Origin of the sequence: Bradyrhizobium uaiense (genome assembly GCF_010811875.1) — a bacterium.
GTDB lineage: Bacteria > Pseudomonadota > Alphaproteobacteria > Rhizobiales > Xanthobacteraceae > Bradyrhizobium > Bradyrhizobium uaiense.
This window is the reverse complement of sequence record NZ_VKHP01000022.1, coordinates 41,870-58,273: the sequence shown is the minus strand read 5'-3', so window position 1 is coordinate 58,273 and position 16,404 is coordinate 41,870. Positions and strand designations below refer to the sequence as shown.

Sequence of the window (16,404 nt, the reverse complement as noted above, 5' to 3'; positions counted from 1 at the left end):
ACTGCATCGCGGCCGTCGATCCCGCAAAGTCAGCTTCAGCGACCACCTCGGGCGGGCATTCCGGATGCGCCAGCACGGTGATGTCAGGGTAGTTTTCGCGCAGCTGGCGCACGTCATCGGCGGTGAACAGCTCGTGCACCTCGCAATGGCCCTTCCAGGCGATGATCTTCTTGCTGGTTTGCTTGGCGATGTTCTGCGCCAGATATTCATCCGGCAGCATGATGACGCGCTCGGCGTCGAGCGATTCCACCACCTTGAGCGCATTGCCCGAGGTGCAGCAGATATCGGACTCCGCCTTCACCGCCGTCGACGTGTTGACGTAGGCGACCACAGGCGCGTCCGGATAGCGTGCCCGCATCAGCCGCACGTCTTCAGCCGTAATGGAATCCGCCAGCGAGCAGCCGGCCTTCGTGTCGGGGATCAGCACGGTCTTGGCCGGATTGAGCAGCTTCGCCGTCTCGGCCATGAAGTGCACGCCCGCGAGCACGATGATTTCGGCGTCGACCTTGGTCGCTTCGCGCGCAAGCAAGAGACTGTCGCCGACGATATCGGCGACGCCATGAAAGATCTCCGGCGTCTGGTAATTGTGTGCCAGCACCACCGCGTTGCGACGGCGCTTCAGCGCGAGGATCGCATCGACGTCCTCGGCGAAAGTGGCCCATTCGAACGGCGGGATGACGCGTTTGACGCGCTCATAGAGCGGCGCGGTGCGGGTGAGAACATCGGTATCGAGTAAGGCCATTTATACTCTCCTTGAGCATAAGATGGCTTATACTTATCCTGAGCATAAGGCGTGTCAAGTGCGCGAAAGCGGCAGCTTGGTGCCGGCGACGGCCCGTTCGGCCAGCACGGCATGGCGGAAGCGGAACAGCTTGGCCGGCCGTCCGACGGTATCGGCGGCCATTGCGCCAGTCTCTTCAACGAGTTCCTGCTGCTCGATGAGCCGGCGGAAGTTCTGCTTGTGGACCAGCCGGCCTGCGAGCGCTTCAACACTGCGTTGCAGTTGCAGCAGGGTGAACTCGGCCGGCATCAATTCGAATACCACCGGACGGTATTTGATCTTGGCACGCAGCCGCGCAATCCCGGTCGCGAGGATGCGGCGATGATCCGCCGTCATCGGCTTGCCCGGCACGACAGGCGCCTCGCGGCCATGCGCGCGGCCGGCTTCCGGGATCAGTGACGCCTCCCACAGCAGCTCGTAGCGCTGCAACACCAGTTCTTCGTTCCAGTCGCGATCGTCGAGACCAAAGGTGATCGCGCAGCGCTGCCAGCGCTCGCGCTGCAGCGTTGGCGACGACGCAGCCTTTGCCCACGCCTTCAGCTGCGGCGCGATGATCTTGGCGAGGCAAGCCGGTGCGCCGGCGCGATGATCCTCCCACGGGAAATAGTCGTACCAGCCGGACCAATGCGCCTCAAAACCTTCGCCGACCTTGTCCTCGCGGGTCAGGCCGAGATAGCTGATCGAGACGCTGTGCGGCCCCTTGGCGTCGCCGGAGCGGCCGCGGTCGGCAAAGGTGTAGAGCTGCTCGACGTAGCCGAGCGGGTGGCCGGTCTGCGCCTCGACCCAGGCCCGAAGCGCGGTCTGCAGTGAGCGGTGGGTGAACTCGAACGGACCGCTCGGCAACGCGGAGCCGCCGGCGATGGTCATGATCTTCGGCGTGCCGTCGGTGACGGCGACCAGCACCGCGACGAGGTCGGCGGTGACCGCGTTCCCGGAAACCGGTGCGCTGCTTTTTTTCTGCGGCGATCTGGCCACGCGCTCGTCCCGGGCTAGCAGTAGCCGTAGACGCCGCAGGCGTAGGGCAGGCGGTCCCAGTAGGTCACATAGGCGCCGCCGTAATAGGGGCCGAAATAGTTGTACGAATGCCAGTTGCCGTAATAGCCAGGCAGTGACGATGATCCGGGCAGCAGCGGTTCACCCGGCACGTACGGGATGTACGGCTCGGTGTTCAGCGGGATCACCGCGGGCTCGACGACCACGAGCTGGCGTCCGCGCCGCACGTAGGTCGGCTGCGTGATGGTGGTGCGATAGGCGTAGTGCCGGCGCGGCAGGCCAGCCGGTAACTGGCGCGCGGCCTTGACGGTTGGGCTCTTGGCGACGACAGGGCCGTCGGCGGCGTCAGCAGGCGGAATCGCAAACAGCGCGATCGCGAGCGGCAATATCCAGCGCAGCATCCTTGGTCTCCCGAATCATCCGGAGCCTATCACTGCCACTTTATGCCGGATTGAGCGTTAACGAGAGACCCGTCGGTATTAAGCGTTAACGAGGCCGTCGGGCGAATGCCGGAGCGATGCCGTGCATCGCCCCGGAACCACGGCATGATCCGGAAAAGTGCGAAGCGGTTTTTCCGAAAAGATCATGCTTAAACAAGAATCTAAAGCGCGATGACTGTTCACCGCGCTTTGGACGGGATCAGGCGCGCAGGGCCTGGTCGAGGTCGGCGATCAGGTCTTCCTTGTCCTCGATGCCGATCGAGAGCCGCACCACCTCGGGCGCCGCGCCGGACTTCACCTTGGCGGCGTCGTCGAGCTGGCTGTGGGTGGTGGACGCCGGGTGGATCACCAGCGAGCGGGTGTCGCCGACATTGGCGAGATGCGAGAACAGCTTCAGGTTCGACACCAGATTGACGCCGGCGTCATAGCCGCCCTTGAGGCTGAAGGTGAACACCGCGCCGGCGCCCTTCGGCGCATACTTGCGCAGCAGGGCGTTGTATTTGTCGCCGGGCAGGCCGGCGTAGTTCACCGCAGACACGGCGGGGTGGGTGGAGAGGAATTCCGCCACCGCCTTGGCGTTGTCGCAGTGCTTCTGCATGCGCAGCGGCAGCGTCTCGATGCCGGTCAGGATCATGAAGGCGTTGAACGGCGACAGCGCCGGACCGAGGTCGCGCAGGCCGAGCACGCGGCAGGCGATCGCGAAGGCGAAATTGCCAAAGGTCTCCTGGATCCGGATGCCGTGATATTCGGGGCGCGGCTCGCTCAGCATCGGATATTTGTTGTCCTTCGACCAGTCGAAGGTACCGGCGTCGACGATGATGCCGCCGAGCGAGTTGCCGTGTCCGCCGAGGAACTTGGTCAGGGAGTGCACGACGATGTCGGCACCGTGGTCGATCGGCTTGATCAGATAGGGCGAAGCGAGCGTGTTGTCGACGATCAGCGGCACGCCGGCTTTGCGCGCGACCGCAGCGATCGCCTCGATGTCGGTGATGCTGCCGGCGGGGTTGGCGATCGATTCGATGAAGATCGCCTTGGTGTGCGGCGTCACCGCGCGCTCGAAGCTTTCGATCTCGTCAGGATCGGCCCAGGCCACGTTCCAGCCGAACGCCTTGAAGGCGTGGGTGAACTGGTTGATCGATCCGCCATAGAGTTTTCGCGCGGCGATGATCTCGTCGCCGGGCCGGAGCAGTTGCTGCAACACCACCAGCTGCGCGGCGTGGCCGGAGGCGACCGCGAGCGCCGCGGTGCCGCCCTCGAGCGCTGCGACGCGCTCCTCGAGTACGGCGTTGGTCGGGTTGCCGATGCGGGTATAGATGTTGCCGAATGCCTGCAGGCCGAACAGCGAGGCCGCGTGGTCGGCGTCGTTGAAGACGAATGACGTGGTCTGGTAGATCGGCGTCGCCCGCGCGCCGGTGGTGGGATCAGGCTGTGCGCCGGCGTGCACGGCGAGGGTGGAAAATCCCGGAAGGCGATCGGTCATTCTTTGCGTCCTGTTGTGGCCTGGTCGAAATGCGCGGCATGCTGATGGTGGCGGCGACCGCCGTCAAGCGAGTTCGGGACGCCGCCATTTCCTGGAAAGGCATCCTACGCCATACCGGATCAGTGAAAGTATTATTCCGCCGCGACGTCAGGTCGTCTCGGTCTTGTTTTTCGCCGCGCGGTCGGATGCCGCAGTCTGGCCGCCGCCGAAACTCGTGCGGTTGAGTGACAGCCGCATGCCCTGCGTCGGGATCGGTGCACGCTTGGAGCTCAGCGTGCGCGAGTTGACGCCCATCCAGGAGATCTCCGACGACAGCCGGCCATACTCGATCTTCGGGCAGCGGTTCATCACAACCTTCAGCCCCGCGGCCTCGGCCTTCTCGGCCGCGGCATCGTCGCGCGCACCGAGCTGCATCCAGATCACCTTCGGCAGCGGCGACAATTTCAGCGCCTCCTCGACGACAGGCATGATGTGGCTCGAGTTGCGGAAGATGTCGATCATGTCGATCGGACGATCGATGTCCGCAAGCGACGCGACGAACGGCTTCCCCATCAGCGCCTTGCCGACATGGCCGGGGTTGACCGGGATCATGTCGTAGCCGCGCTGCGCCAGGTATTTGAATGCGAAATAGCTCGGCCGCACATTGACCGGCGAGGCGCCAACCATCGCGATCGATTTGACGTTGTTCAGGATGCTGCGGATGTAGTTGTCGTCGTAGGCGTCGTGATTCATGTTGGTCTTATTTGCCTTATCGGTCTTACTTATCTTGCCACTTCGGATCGCGCTTCTCGATGAAGGCGCCGATGCCTTCCTCGGCGTCGCGCGCCATCATGTTCTCGGTCATCACCTCGGCGGCGAAACGATAAGCGTCCGCAAGGCTCATCTCGGCCTGACGATAGAACGCCTCCTTGCCGAGCCTGACCGTGTAGGCCGATTTCAGCGCGACCTTCTCGGCCAGGGCGATCGCGGCGTCACGTTCGGTGCCTGCGGACACCACGCGGTTGACGAGACCGATGCTCTGCGCGGTCGCTGCGGAGACCGGCTCACCGGTCAGCAGCATTTCCATCGCCTGCTTGCGCGGCACGTTGCGCGACAGCGCCACCATCGGTGTCGAGCAGAACAACCCGATATCGACGCCCGGCGTCGCAAATGCCGCGGCCTCGGAGGCGATCGCAAGGTCGCAGCTTGCGACGAGTTGGCAGCCGGCCGCGGTCGCGATGCCCTGGACGGATGCGACAACAGGCTTCGGCAGATGCACGATGGCCTGCATCATCGCGCTGCACGCGTTCATGATCTCAGCGAAATAGGCGCGGCCGCGGTCGGCGCCGGTGCGGCGCGCGGTAAGCTCCTTGAGGTCGTGGCCGGCACAGAAGGCCGGGCCATTGGCGGCGAGCACCACGGCGCGGATGCTCTTGTCACCGCCTATATCGATCAGCGCAGCATGCAACGCCCCGATCAGGCCTTCGGAGAGGCTGTTCCGCGCCGCGGGGCGGTTGAGCGTCAGTAACGCGATACTGCCGACGGTCTCGCGCAGCAGGATCGGCTGACGTTGCGGCGCTTCCGCGCGGGCGGCTTGGGCGGACATGGTGAAATTCCACTTTGGTCTCTGTGACAACTTAATGTAACAGGCAGACTGAAGCGAGGGCAGGGACCGCATGGCGATTGCGAAAATGAGCGTGGCTGACCTGGAGGAGTTCCTGCGCAAGGAGTTTCCGCAGGCATTCACCCACGATGACATCAGGATCGAAAGCGCCGACGGCGAGACGGCCCTGCTGCGCCAGCGCTTCAGCGAGCGGATGCTGCGGCCGGGCGGCACGGTGTCCGGGCCGACCCTGATGGGGCTGGCAGATTTCGCGATGTATGTGGTGCTGCTGTCGGCGATCGGGCCGATCGGCCTTGCCGTCACCACCAACCTCAACATCAATTTCCTGCGCAAGGGCCAGCCGGGCCAGGACGTGCTCGCGGTCGCCAAGCTGCTCAAGCTCGGCAAGCGGCTCGCGGTCGGCGAGGTGAACCTGCTGTCCGGCACCTCGCCCGATCCAATCGCCCATGTCACGGCGACCTATTCCATTCCGAATCAATAGTCTTTTTCGCGGTATTATTGCACCATATTTTTAAGCCATTGTTTTTGCTTATGTAATTATTGCGTATCGACGTTGACGTGCGGTCGGGGCTTCTCTAGAAAGCCACGCAGTTCGGCGCATACGGCGCCGATTTCTTTTTCACGGATTTCACACATGAGCACGTTCTCGGCCAAGCCCGCCGAAGTGACGAAGAAGTGGGTTGTGATCGACGCCAAGGGTCTGGTCGTCGGTCGTCTCGCCACGCTCGTCGCGATGCGCCTGCGCGGCAAACACCTGCCCACCTATACCCCGCATGTCGATTGCGGCGACAACGTCATCATCGTCAACGCCGCGCATGTGGTGCTGACCGGTCGCAAGCGCGACCAGAAGGTCTACTACAAGCACACCGGCTTCATCGGTGGCATCAAGGAGCGCACCGCGAAGCAGATCCTCGAGGGTCGCTTCCCCGAGCGCGTCGTCGAGAAGGCGATCGAGCGCATGATCCCGCGCGGTCCGCTCGGCCGCATGCAGATGGGCAATCTGCGCGTCTATCCGGGTGCCGAGCATCCGCACGAGGCCCAGAGCCCCGAGAAGGTCGATATCGCTTCCCTGAATCGCAAGAACACGAGGGCCGCATAATGTCCGATACGTTGCAGTCCCTCGACCAGCTCTCGCAGGTCAAGCCGGCCGCTCCCGACGCGCCGAAGTACGTCAAGAAGGTCGACAAGTTCAATCGCGCGTACGCCACCGGCAAGCGCAAGGACGCGGTCGCCCGCGTCTGGGTCAAGCCCGGCTCGGGCAAGATCTCGGTCAACACCCGCGAGTTCGAAGTCTACTTCGCCCGCCCGGTGCTGCGCATGATGATCCAGCAGCCGCTGGTCGCTGCCGCCCGTAACGGCCAGTACGACGTGATCTGCACCGTCGCCGGCGGTGGTCTGTCCGGCCAGGCCGGTGCTGTCAGGCACGGCATCTCGAAGGCGCTGACCAACTTCGAGCCCGAGCTGCGCGGCGTCCTCAAGAAGGGCGGCTTCCTGACCCGCGACTCCCGCACGGTCGAACGCAAGAAGTACGGCAAGGCCAAGGCCCGCAAGTCCTTCCAGTTCTCGAAGCGCTAATTCGAGTCCTAAAATTCGCGGCAATTGTCGCGTGCATCGAGTTGCAGAGGGCGCCGCGAGGCGCCCTTTTTGCTGTGCCCAAATCGGGCGTGCTTCGACGCGAATTAGCGCAGTTTTTCATGAAAACTTGCGTGTGCGAGCAAACGAAATTGGAACTCGGGCCTTCTAGCTTGCGGTCTCGCACTGGCGCTGCATCACCGTATTAATTGCGCCTGCGAACGTTGCATCACACCGGGCTGGGGTGACTCTATGTCGTTCGATCCATCGACGCTTTATTTGTTCGCCACCATGGTCGCGGGCATGCTCGGCGCCATGCTCTGGTTGTTCGGCAGGCAGGAGAACATTCCCGCGCTGAAATGGTGGGGCACGGCCTATTTGCTCGGCGCGACCTCGGTCGCGCTCTGGACGGTCGGCAGCTCGACGCTCGATCCCATGGTCTTGCTGGGCCTCAATGCGTTCGGCTTCGCCGCCTGCGGCATGGTCTGGAATGCCTCGCGGATCTTCCACGGCCGCAAGGCCAACCTGCTGGGCCTTGTGCTCGGCCCGGTCGCGTGGATCGGCGCCATGACGACGGTGGCGGATCCGGCGATGCGGCTGACCATCGGCGCCGGGATCGTCGCGATCTATGCCGCGCTGACCGCCTCTGAACTCTGGAGCGAGCGCCGCCGTGCGATGCAACGGCGCTGGATTGCGATCGCCATCCCGGTTGCTCATGGCTGTGTCCTGATGCTGCCGATCCTGGTCGGCGACCTGCTGCGACTGAACGGCCAGAATTTCATCAGCACCTTCTGGGTCACGCTGTTCTCGATCGAACTCGTGCTATACGCGATCGGCACGGTGTTCGTGATCTTCATGATGGTGTCGGACCGCGCCGTGGCCGTGCACAAGACCGCTGCGTCGATCGATCCGTTGTGCGGCATGCTCAATCGCCGCGGCTTCTCCGAGGCCTGCGCGCGCGTGATCGAACGCGAGGCCAATGGCGGCCGGCCTGTCACCGTGATGATCTTCGACATCGATCACTTCAAGTCGATCAACGACCGGTTCGGCCATCCCGCGGGTGACGAGATCCTGAAACTGTTCTCCGCCGTGGTGGTCAACAATCTCAGGATCAGCGATCTGTCGGGCCGGATCGGCGGCGAGGAATTCGCGGCGCTGCTGCCGTGCTCGCTGGAGGAGGGCGTGCTGGTCGCCGAGCGGGTGCGTGAGGCCTTCGAGAACAGCAACATCACTTGCGAAGACGGCGCGGTCGACACCACGGTCAGCATCGGCGTCGCCGGTGGGCCTGCCGGGACCGAGCTCGAGGTGCTGCTGGCCTCGGCCGACACCGCGCTCTACCAGGCCAAGCGCGGCGGCCGGAACCGGGTCGAGGCTGCTGAGGAGCTGCCGCTCTCGCTGGAGAATTGGCGACGCAAGACCGCGGGCCTGTCCGCATCGGCGCGGCAAAAGCCGGCGACCGCCCGCCTGTGAGTGCGGTAACGACAGGTTAACCATTCGATCCCATGCTTTCGGGCATGGAGTCGATCCGCACCCGCAATCCGCAATCAGCCCTGATGTCGCTCGAAGCCGACGCGGTTTCCGCGCGCAGCGGCTTCGCTTGCCTGTTTTCGGACTCGGATGAATACGAGACCGCGCTGATCGCCGAACGGCGCGCGCAAGGGCGATATGAGCCGCCGAAGAGCCGATGGCCGATCGCGATGCTGCTCGGCGTGATGCTGATGGTTGTCGGTACGGTCTTGCTGTTCGGCTGAGCCGCTGCAAATTCGACGGAGGAGGCGCCCGCGGAGGGCGCCTTTTGCTTTTGTGCCGGCTGCGCTAGAGACGGGCCTTGCCCAAGGGAAACCAATAAAGCGAGGCCAAAGCCCAATGATCACGGAAATCGCGCAGATCGACGTCAAGCCCGGCAGCGAGAAGGATTTTGAGGCTGCGGTGGCCAAGGCGCGCCCGCTGTTCCTGCGCGCCAAGGGCGGCAAGGGGTTTGAACTGCACCGCTCGATCGAGAAGCCGTCGCGCTACCGTCTCGTGGCCAAGTGGGAGACGCTGGAGAACCACACCGTCGATTTCCGCGGCTCCGAGGATTTCACCGCCTGGCGCGCGCTGGTCGGCCCCTATTTCGCGGCGGCGCCGGAGGTCGAGCACACCGAGACGGTGCTGACCACCTGACGGGCGTTTACGCTGCCCGCGCAGGCGCTTGATCCTCCGCCTTGAAGTGATCGATCATCACCTTGGCGATCGCCATCAACGGCAGCGCCAGCGCTAGCCCCCAGATGCCGAACACGACGCCGAGCAGGATCTGGAACGCGAACAGCGTCGCGGGCGGGATGTCGAGCGCCTGGCGCTGAATGATCGGCGTCAGCACGTAGCTTTCCAGTGCGTGGACGCCGAGGAACAGGATGAAGGCGGACAGCGCCGCGATCCACCCTGTCGCGAGGCTCGCCAGCACCACGATCAGCCCGCCGAGGATCGCCCCGACCGTCGGGATGAAGGCGAGCAGGCCGGCCTGGATGCCGAGGATGAACGAGCTCGGAATGCCGATGATGGCAAGGCCAATCCAGGTGACGAGGAATACGGCGGTCATCGTGATGATCTGCGCGATCAGCCAGCGCTCCAGCGTCTCGCCGATGCGATCGACGATGATAGTTGCCTGCGCGCGGTATTTGGCCGGCGCGATGAACAACAGCCCGGCGCGGTAGATACTCGGCTGGGCCGCGAAGGCGAGCCCGAGAAACAGCACGATGAAGAAATTGCCGACGACGCTGACCGTGCCGAGCAGCACCTTCAGTGTCTGACTGATGATAGCGCCGCCGCTGGAGGCCAGTGCGCCGGCGCCGGGGATGCCATGGGACTGCGACGCTGCCGGCGTCGTTGTCGTTGTCGTCACGGCGGTACCTTCCGGCTTCGCCTCGCCGGCGGCATTGGTGAAATCGAGATAGCTGGTATCGACGCCATGCTGCTCGAGGAACTCCTTGACGCTGCCGAGCTGCGATTTGATCGTGTTGCTCAGCACCGTGGCCTGCTGTGCGATCGTGGTGCCGCCGAGGAACACGATGCCGGACAAGAGCCCAGCCATCGCCAGGCAGACGATTGCAAGCCGCAACGCGTGCGGCAGCCCGGTCAGCCGGCCGAGCAGGGTGGCCATGGCATTCAGGGCGACCCCGAGCAGCATGCCCGCGAACAGCAGGAACAGGGTTGCGGCGAAATGCCAGGCGAACATCAGGAGGGCGGCGAACAGCACGGCGCCGATTCCGCCGACGGCGATCGCCCACGCCATGTCGCTACGGGCCTGCAGGCGATTGTCAGCCGAGTCAGTCACGGGTGATTCCCCCTTCGCGGACGGTGTCCGGAGCAGTCTTTGGCGAAAATCCCGCCGGGATCAAGCTGCCCGGACCGTGCCGGTTTGCCGCTGACGCGCCGTGGCATCCGGCACGACCGCCGGGCGCCGGGCCGGATCTGGGCTTCCCTGGGGCGAATCTGTGCAGGACTGCAAGCCCCCTTGTGCAGATATAGACGGTTGATCCGGCGGGAACTCGAAGGCATGATCGCCTCCGCAACGTCGCAAACTTAGAAAAATCATTGCGCGAGACTTCAATAATGAGACGGCCCGTGGTCGGCGTGATCGGAAACGCCCATCGCATCGAAAATCGTTTCACGGTCCAGATGGTCGGAGAGCGCAACCTGCGCGCGGTTGCCGAGGTCTCGGGGGCCGTGCCCCTGATGTTCGCCGGGAGCCCCGAAATCACCGAGGTTGGTGCCTTGCTCGACGTGGTCGATGGCGTCGTCCTGACCGGGGCCCGCGCCAATGTCCATCCGACGCGCTTCAACATCGAACCTTGCGCCGCTCACGAGCCCTACGACATCCACCGCGACGACGTGGCGCTGGCGTTGTCGGAGGCCTGCGTCGCGCGCGGGGTGCCGATCTTTGGCATCTGCCGCGGCCTCCAGGAGATGAACGTCGCGTTCGGCGGCTCGCTGCATCCGGAGATCCGCGAAATTCCCGGCCGCATGAACCACCGGATGCCGCGGCTCGAGAACGGCGAAATCCATCCCGATCCGACCGTGGTGTTCGCCGACCGGCACGACGTCGCACTGACGCCCGGTGGTGCATTCGCAAAGATCCTCGGCCGCGAGACCATTCGCGTCAATTCGCTGCACGGCCAGGGCATCCTCGAGCCCGGCAAGCGCGTCGTGATCGAGGGTGTCGCCGAGGACGGCACCATCGAGGCGATCCGCATCGCCGATGCCCCCGGCTTTGCGCTCGGCGTGCAGTGGCACGCCGAATACGATCCGCAGCGCAATCCGATCAACCGCGCGCTGTTCGAGGCATTCGGCGACGCGCTGCGCGAGCGGCGGCGCGCGGCGTAGGGAGCGGCAAATGCTGTTGTCGTCCCAGCGAAAGCAGGGACCCAACCACAGCCGTTCGTTGTTGCAACGAGTTGTGGCCCCACTTCGCAAACCAATCGGCATTTGTGGTTATCGATCCCGGGTCGCGCTTCGCTTGCCCGGGACGACATCGAGTTTTGCGTCCGGTGCTGAAGCACAGGCGTAACCGTCACCTCCCGGCAGACCGGCGAAACAGGCGCTTGAGCTCGGCCGCCGCGGTCTGCCCGGACTGCAATTGCTCATTGCGATCGTGCTGAACCTGTTGCGGACGGTAGGCCTCTTCGAGGGTGTCGAGCTCCTGATCGGTGAACTGGATATCGAGCGCGGCAACGGCATCGTCGATGTGGTGGAGCTTGGTCGCGCCGAGGATGGGGGCCGTCACGGCTGGGTTGTGCAGCAACCAGGCAAGCGCGACCTGGGCGGGCTTGCAGCCGCGCGCCTGCGCCGCGGCGAATACGCGATCGATCACCGCGTCGTCTTCCGGACGCGAGAAGTCCTTCACGACGCGTGAGCGCTCGGTGTTGTCGCGGCGGCTGCCGGCGAGCAGTCCCCGCGCAAGCGGGCTGTAGGGAATGACTCCGACACCCTGATCGAGACAGAGAGGAATCATCTCTCGCTCTTCCTCGCGATAGAGAAGATTATACTTGTTCTGCATGGTGACGAATTTCGTCAGACCGTTGGCGTGTGCAAGCGCCTGCAGCTTGGCGAACTGGAACGCGTGCATGCTCGATGCGCCGATGTGCAGTGCCTTGCCGGCTCGCACCACGGCATCGAGCCCCTCGAGGATCTCCTCGCAAGGCGTAAGGGGATCGAGGCGGTGGATCTGATACAGGTCGACATAGTCGGTGCCGAGGCGACGCAGGCTGTCGTCGATGGCGTGTCGGATATGCTTACGCGACAATCCTCTCTGATTGGCGTCGGTGCCCGTCGCAAAAAATACCTTGGTCGCGATGACGACCTGATCCCGTCCTCCGGCGTAGCGCTTTACCGCGCGCCCGAGAATCTCTTCGCTGAGGCCGGACGAATAGGAATCGGCGGTATCGAAGAAGGTAAAGCCAACCTCAAAGGCACGACGATAATGATCTTGCGCCTGCTCCTCGCTCAGCGTCCATGGCATCCAATCCTTCGATCCATAGCTTGAACACCCGAAGGCAATTCGCGACACTTGGATTCCGGTGTTCGCGAGCGTTCCATATTTCATCTGCATTCCTTCACTGTCGCGCGGGCCTTTACGAGATGTGTCATCACGTGTGGCCTCAAACTATGGAATATCTTGTCTGCCGAAATGGTCTAGTTTGCTTGCACTGCAAGGGTACGGTCGCAAGCGTGATCACCGCCCGTAGCGTATTAGGGCATGGTCATGTCAGTCGAGTCGATCGAATCCGCTGTTGATGTTCAGACGACCACAGACAGGGACGGCCGCACAACGCTGCGCTCGCTCGCCGCTAAACTTCCGTGGATCGTCATCATTCAGATACTGGTGGTCGCCGCGATCCTGCTCGGAGTGCAGATAGCGGTCGATAGCGGCGCAGTTAAACGAATCTATCTGGCTTCGCCGACCCAGATTCTTGCTGCTTTCCCTCAGCTCTTCACCAGAGAGAATTTGCTCTTTCACCTCTCGGTGACGCTCGCCGAAGCGGGCGTTGGCGTGGGGATCAGCGCGATCCTCGGCATTGCGACGGGCATCGCCATGGGCCTGTTCCCGAAGGTGCATCGGTTTCTCAACCCGTTCCTGATCTGGTTCATGGCGATCCCGAAGGTCACCATCATTCCGCTTCTCACCCTCTATCTGGGCCTCGGCTTCGAACACAAGGTGTTCATCATCTTCCTGTTTTGCTACTTCCTGTTCGTTTTCAATACGATCGCTGGCATCAAGCAGGTACAGGATAGTCATATCAAGGTCGCACGCGCGCTCGGAGCGACGCAGCGGCAAATCATCTGGAAAGTGGTGCTGCCGTCAGCCGCGCCATCGATCGTCGCCGCGGTCCGCATCGAGGCGGCGACCTGTCTGCTTGCAACCCTGTTCGCCGAGATCGTCGCCTCCAAGGCCGGCGTCGGCAACCTCCTCAACAAGCTCTCGGGTATCTACGACACGGCCGGTGTCTTCGCCCTCGTCATTCTCGTTACGTCGATCGCATTGCTGATCATCTATCTAGTGGATCTGGTCGAACGGCGTGTCTTGCTCAAGTGGAAATACGTCTGACCGATCCCGGTTTCGCGTCTTCCAGTCATCGCTCGTTCTAAGGGATCGATCATGTTCTCACCAAGCCTTTCGGCTCGTCTTCTTGTTTTGACCGCACTCGCTCTCGGCATCTCTGCGGCGGCCGGTACAGAGGAGAAGAAGACCCTCAAGCTTCAGGATACGACAAGCTATACGCAGCAGCCCATCGTGTTCGGCGTGGAGAAGGGGTTCTTCGCCGAAGAAGGTTTGAACGTTGAGTTTGTGGGGACGCAAGATCCGGTCACAGCCACCTCGCGCGGCGATGTGACCTTCGCCTTTGGTCCGACCAGCGTCTATCTGCGCGCTGCGGCCTTGGGAGCGCCGATCAAGATCGTCTCCGCCGCCTTCCGCTCGAAGGGACCTTATTTTCTGATCGCCCGGAAGGGCATCAAGTCCTTTGCGGATCTGAAGGGCAAGACGATCGGCGTTGGGCCCGACACAAGCGGCAACCTCGCGTCAGTCGCTCGCTACCTCCTGAGAGCCGAAGGTCTCGATCCCGACCGCGACGTGACGCTTTTTGCTGCCGGCGCAACCGAAAAAGCCTACGGCGCGCTCGAAACCAGCCAGGTCGACGCCACCATCATCCATCAGCCCTTCGCGGCGCTCGGGGAGATCGAGGGAGTCTCGACCACGCTCGCACGTGCCTGGGATTACCTGCCGACCTATCACACCGGCGTCCTGATCGCGGGCGACACGGTGATCGCGAACGATCCCGATCTGCTGCGGCGGGGCCTGCGGGCCTACTTCAAATCCTACACCTACGCCAAGGCGCATTACGACGAATACCTGCCCTGGCTGCAGGCCCACCTGAAGATCAATCCGGAGGCGGTGAAGCGCGCCATCTATCAGGAGGACGACGTCTGGGACGCCAATCCGGCGATCGATCCGAAGGCGATCCACGACACCCAGCAGCTCGAGATCGATGTCGGCAACCAGAAGGAGTTCTACGACGCCGCCAAATACATCGATGAGCGCTTCATCCCGCAGGATTACGTGAAGCCATTCGTCTATCCCGGGCGCAAGACTCAGTGAGTGAGATCAAGCAGGAGCGCGAGGGCATGCCTGCCTTCACCGTCAGGTCTCTCGACAAGATCTATCCAGGAGCGCCGCCGGTGCGTGCGCTGAGCAACATCAGCTTCTCGGTCGAGGAGGGCGAGTTCATCGTCCTGCTTGGTCCGAGCGGTTGCGGCAAGAGTACGCTGCTGGAAATTCTCGCCGGGCTGCAGCAGCCGAGCGGCGGCTCGGTGCTGTTTCGCGACAGGCCGATCATCGGTCCGGGTGGAGAACTCGGCGTCGTGTTCCAGGATGCCTCGCTCTACCCGTGGCGAACGGTTGCGGCCAATGTCGGCCTCGGGCTCGAATTGCGCGGGGTGGACAAGGTCCAAGCCCGCCGATTGGTCGAAGAGCAGCTATCCCTGGTTGGGCTCGACGGCTTTGGCGGCAAGTTTCCGCACCAGATCTCCGGCGGCATGAAGCAGCGTGCCGGCATCGCGCGCGCACTCGTCAATGATCCCGACGTGATCCTGATGGACGAGCCTTTCGGAGCGGTCGATTACGTCACGCGCAACAAGTTGCAGGAAGACCTGATCCGCATCTGGCAGCAGCGCCGCAAGACCATCGTTTTCGTGACGCACGACGTTGGCGAAGCCGTGTTTCTTGCCGATCGTATTGTCCTGCTGTCACCGCGGCCCGGACGGATCGCTGAGATCGTCACCCTCGACCTGCTGCGTCCGCGTCGGCGGGGCGACATCGAACTCTTGCAACGGGAAGCCCGGATCTATGAGGCGCTCCGCGCGCTGGAGCCAACAGCAACCGTGGCCTGACAGAACGGAGATCAAAATGGCCAAACCGCTCCACCTCGGCTTTCTCTATGCGCCGCAATCCGGGTACCAGACGCACGACGAAAACTTCGATCCCCTGAATCCTGTCCACCTGACAACTTTCGCGCGGGACCTGGAGGGTGCCGGCTTTGCTTTCCTCCTGATCGACGACAGCGTCGGCCGTACGGAGCCAGCGCGCAGTGAAGCGTTCACGACGGCGTCCTTCCTCGCGACCAGGACGCGCCACATCGGTCTGATCGCCGCGGCCAACACAAGCTATGTCGAGCCGTACAATGTGACGCGGCTCGCCGCCTCGCTCGACCATGTCACGCATGGGCGCGCCGGCTGGCTCGTCTCGACCGGTGTGGTCGATCCCGCCGGCGCCAACTACGGGCAGACGGCTGTTGCGCCTGCCGTCCACTATGAGCGCGCCAGCGAAATCCTCGATATTGCACGCCGGCTATGGGATAGCTGGGAGGACGGTGCCTTCATTCGCGACAAGCAAAGCGGCGTGTTCGTCGATGGCAGCAAAATCCATCCCATCGATCACGTCGGCGCTTCCTTCTCGGTCAAGGGGCCCCTGAACGTTGCACGACCGCCGCAGGGCCAGGTCATCGTTGCGCATCGCGTGGCGGACGAGCGATCGGCGGAGTTCGCGGGACGACACGCCGATATCGCCATTCTGGCGGCAGAGACGGCAGGCGATATCGCGGCCTTGCGCGACAATGTACTTGCCGCCGCGAGGGGCGCCCGTCGCGACGAGCAGCATGTGCTGCTGTTTGCGGAGATCGTTTCCGTGATTGGGCCGGACCATGCGGCAGGCGCGCCGAAAGCGCCCGTCGCCCATTACGTGTCTGGTACTCCGACGGAGATCGCTGACCAGATCGAGGCACTGGCGAATGCCGTGACGCTGGATGGTCTGGTAGTGGCGCCTCGGGTCGTGCGCAGCAGCCCCGATGCCTTTTCCCGGGATGTCATTCCGGAGTTGGCGCGGCGGCAGCGGCTGCGATCAGGCGACCGATCGGGCACTTTGCGCGAAAGGCTCGGTCTGGCACGGCCGGGCAATATCTTCGAACACAAGGCACCAGAGCCAGCCAGTACGGCAGCCTGAACC

The 16,404-nt window shown here is 63.4% G+C and carries 19 protein-coding genes; 11 read left to right on the top strand and 8 right to left on the bottom strand.

The annotated features are described in order from the left end of the window. The 6 genes from nadA to FNJ47_RS08550 form a co-directional block, all read right to left on the bottom strand. On the bottom strand, positions 1-742 hold a 742-nt coding region (gene nadA, locus FNJ47_RS08575; protein ID WP_163152548.1), incomplete at its 3' end, for a quinolinate synthase NadA. A 54-nt stretch (positions 743-796) separates the two neighbouring features. Beyond that, entirely contained in the window at positions 797-1,756 is a 960-nt protein-coding gene (locus FNJ47_RS08570; RefSeq protein WP_163152546.1) for an NrtR DNA-binding winged helix domain-containing protein, read from the bottom strand. Positions 1,757-1,770: 14 nt separating this feature from the next. Next, the gene (locus tag FNJ47_RS08565) at positions 1,771-2,175 is read right to left on the bottom strand and encodes a hypothetical protein (protein WP_163152544.1); all 405 of its coding nucleotides are present in this window, start codon (positions 2,173-2,175) and stop codon (positions 1,771-1,773) included. Between the two features lie 238 nt (positions 2,176-2,413). Continuing rightward, entirely contained in the window at positions 2,414-3,694 is a 1,281-nt protein-coding gene (locus FNJ47_RS08560) for an O-acetylhomoserine aminocarboxypropyltransferase (protein WP_163152542.1), read from the bottom strand. A gap of 147 nt (positions 3,695-3,841) precedes the next feature. Beyond that, positions 3,842-4,426 (bottom strand): CoA-binding protein, encoded by a 585-nt coding sequence (locus FNJ47_RS08555; protein WP_050405660.1) that lies wholly within the window; start codon positions 4,424-4,426, stop codon positions 3,842-3,844. Positions 4,427-4,451: 25 nt separating this feature from the next. After that, positions 4,452-5,279 (bottom strand): enoyl-CoA hydratase, encoded by an 828-nt coding sequence (locus FNJ47_RS08550; RefSeq protein ID WP_163152540.1) that lies wholly within the window; start codon positions 5,277-5,279, stop codon positions 4,452-4,454. A gap of 70 nt (positions 5,280-5,349) precedes the next feature. Here FNJ47_RS08550 and FNJ47_RS08545 point away from each other — a divergent pair, with 70 nt between their 5' ends. From FNJ47_RS08545 to FNJ47_RS08520, 6 genes are all read left to right on the top strand, one after another. Continuing rightward, a complete protein-coding gene (locus tag FNJ47_RS08545) occupies positions 5,350-5,778 on the top strand; it encodes a PaaI family thioesterase (protein ID WP_097673498.1) in 429 nt (142 codons plus the stop codon). A 153-nt stretch (positions 5,779-5,931) separates the two neighbouring features. Then, on the top strand, positions 5,932-6,396 hold the full coding sequence (gene rplM, locus FNJ47_RS08540; protein WP_050405657.1) for a 50S ribosomal protein L13: 465 nt from the start codon (positions 5,932-5,934) through the stop codon (positions 6,394-6,396). After that, entirely contained in the window at positions 6,396-6,872 is a 477-nt protein-coding gene (gene rpsI, locus FNJ47_RS08535) for a 30S ribosomal protein S9 (protein WP_163152538.1), read from the top strand. The genes rplM and rpsI overlap by 1 nt, the downstream gene beginning before the upstream one ends. Before the next feature lie 249 nt (positions 6,873-7,121). Further along, positions 7,122-8,339 carry a GGDEF domain-containing protein gene (locus FNJ47_RS08530; RefSeq protein WP_163152535.1) on the top strand — a complete coding sequence of 406 codons (1,218 nt, stop codon included), beginning with the start codon at positions 7,122-7,124 and terminating at the stop codon, positions 8,337-8,339. A 44-nt stretch (positions 8,340-8,383) separates the two neighbouring features. Beyond that, complete coding sequence (locus tag FNJ47_RS08525) at positions 8,384-8,620, top strand: hypothetical protein (protein WP_163152560.1); 237 nt, start codon at positions 8,384-8,386, stop codon at positions 8,618-8,620. Positions 8,621-8,735: 115 nt separating this feature from the next. Further along, positions 8,736-9,032, top strand: a complete 297-nt coding sequence (locus FNJ47_RS08520) for an antibiotic biosynthesis monooxygenase family protein (RefSeq protein WP_076857811.1) — start codon at positions 8,736-8,738, stop codon at positions 9,030-9,032. Between the two features lie 7 nt (positions 9,033-9,039). On the opposite strand, the gene FNJ47_RS08515 is transcribed toward FNJ47_RS08520, so the two are convergent. Then, positions 9,040-10,182, bottom strand: a complete 1,143-nt coding sequence (locus tag FNJ47_RS08515; RefSeq protein ID WP_175068361.1) for an AI-2E family transporter — start codon at positions 10,180-10,182, stop codon at positions 9,040-9,042. Positions 10,183-10,460: 278 nt separating this feature from the next. On the opposite strand from FNJ47_RS08515, the gene FNJ47_RS08510 reads away from it, so the two are divergent. After that, the gene (locus tag FNJ47_RS08510; RefSeq protein ID WP_163152533.1) at positions 10,461-11,231 is read left to right on the top strand and encodes a gamma-glutamyl-gamma-aminobutyrate hydrolase family protein; all 771 of its coding nucleotides are present in this window, start codon (positions 10,461-10,463) and stop codon (positions 11,229-11,231) included. Between the two features lie 187 nt (positions 11,232-11,418). Here the strand turns inward: FNJ47_RS08510 and FNJ47_RS08505 are convergent, their stop codons facing one another. Then, on the bottom strand, positions 11,419-12,450 hold the full coding sequence (locus tag FNJ47_RS08505) for an aldo/keto reductase (protein WP_163152531.1): 1,032 nt from the start codon (positions 12,448-12,450) through the stop codon (positions 11,419-11,421). Positions 12,451-12,609: 159 nt separating this feature from the next. On the opposite strand from FNJ47_RS08505, the gene FNJ47_RS08500 reads away from it, so the two are divergent. The 4 genes from FNJ47_RS08500 to FNJ47_RS08485 are packed head-to-tail and all read left to right on the top strand — an operon-like array spanning position 12,610 to position 16,401. Then, a complete protein-coding gene (locus FNJ47_RS08500; RefSeq protein ID WP_206685299.1) occupies positions 12,610-13,452 on the top strand; it encodes an ABC transporter permease in 843 nt (280 codons plus the stop codon). 51 nt (positions 13,453-13,503) lie between these two features. Then, positions 13,504-14,502: an ABC transporter substrate-binding protein gene (locus FNJ47_RS08495; RefSeq protein ID WP_163152527.1), complete on the top strand. Its 999-nt coding sequence runs from the start codon at positions 13,504-13,506 to the stop codon at positions 14,500-14,502. Further along, entirely contained in the window at positions 14,499-15,293 is a 795-nt protein-coding gene (locus FNJ47_RS08490; RefSeq protein ID WP_206685298.1) for an ATP-binding cassette domain-containing protein, read from the top strand. The genes FNJ47_RS08495 and FNJ47_RS08490 overlap by 4 nt, the downstream gene beginning before the upstream one ends. 16 nt (positions 15,294-15,309) lie before the next feature. Then, complete coding sequence (locus FNJ47_RS08485; protein WP_163152525.1) at positions 15,310-16,401, top strand: LLM class flavin-dependent oxidoreductase; 1,092 nt, start codon at positions 15,310-15,312, stop codon at positions 16,399-16,401. Positions 16,402-16,404 lie beyond the last annotated feature (3 nt).

Bases quoted from the DNA above. Each gene is read 5' to 3' on its own strand.
- FNJ47_RS08555 (WP_050405660.1), bottom strand. From the start codon at position 4,426: ATGAATCACGACGCCTACGACGACAACTACATCCGCAGCATCCTGAAC.
- FNJ47_RS08560 (WP_163152542.1), bottom strand. From the start codon at position 3,694: ATGACCGATCGCCTTCCGGGATTTTCCACCCTCGCCGTGCACGCCGGC.
- FNJ47_RS08485 (WP_163152525.1), top strand. From the start codon at position 15,310: ATGGCCAAACCGCTCCACCTCGGCTTTCTCTATGCGCCGCAATCCGGG.
- FNJ47_RS08545 (WP_097673498.1), top strand. From the start codon at position 5,350: ATGGCGATTGCGAAAATGAGCGTGGCTGACCTGGAGGAGTTCCTGCGC.
- FNJ47_RS08525 (WP_163152560.1), top strand. From the start codon at position 8,384: ATGGAGTCGATCCGCACCCGCAATCCGCAATCAGCCCTGATGTCGCTC.
- FNJ47_RS08510 (WP_163152533.1), top strand. From the start codon at position 10,461: ATGAGACGGCCCGTGGTCGGCGTGATCGGAAACGCCCATCGCATCGAA.
- FNJ47_RS08495 (WP_163152527.1), top strand. From the start codon at position 13,504: ATGTTCTCACCAAGCCTTTCGGCTCGTCTTCTTGTTTTGACCGCACTC.
- rplM (WP_050405657.1), top strand. From the start codon at position 5,932: ATGAGCACGTTCTCGGCCAAGCCCGCCGAAGTGACGAAGAAGTGGGTT.
- rpsI (WP_163152538.1), top strand. From the start codon at position 6,396: ATGTCCGATACGTTGCAGTCCCTCGACCAGCTCTCGCAGGTCAAGCCG.
- FNJ47_RS08550 (WP_163152540.1), bottom strand. From the start codon at position 5,279: ATGTCCGCCCAAGCCGCCCGCGCGGAAGCGCCGCAACGTCAGCCGATC.
- FNJ47_RS08500 (WP_206685299.1), top strand. From the start codon at position 12,610: ATGTCAGTCGAGTCGATCGAATCCGCTGTTGATGTTCAGACGACCACA.
- FNJ47_RS08520 (WP_076857811.1), top strand. From the start codon at position 8,736: ATGATCACGGAAATCGCGCAGATCGACGTCAAGCCCGGCAGCGAGAAG.
- FNJ47_RS08565 (WP_163152544.1), bottom strand. From the start codon at position 2,175: ATGCTGCGCTGGATATTGCCGCTCGCGATCGCGCTGTTTGCGATTCCG.
- FNJ47_RS08505 (WP_163152531.1), bottom strand. From the start codon at position 12,450: ATGAAATATGGAACGCTCGCGAACACCGGAATCCAAGTGTCGCGAATT.
- FNJ47_RS08530 (WP_163152535.1), top strand. From the start codon at position 7,122: ATGTCGTTCGATCCATCGACGCTTTATTTGTTCGCCACCATGGTCGCG.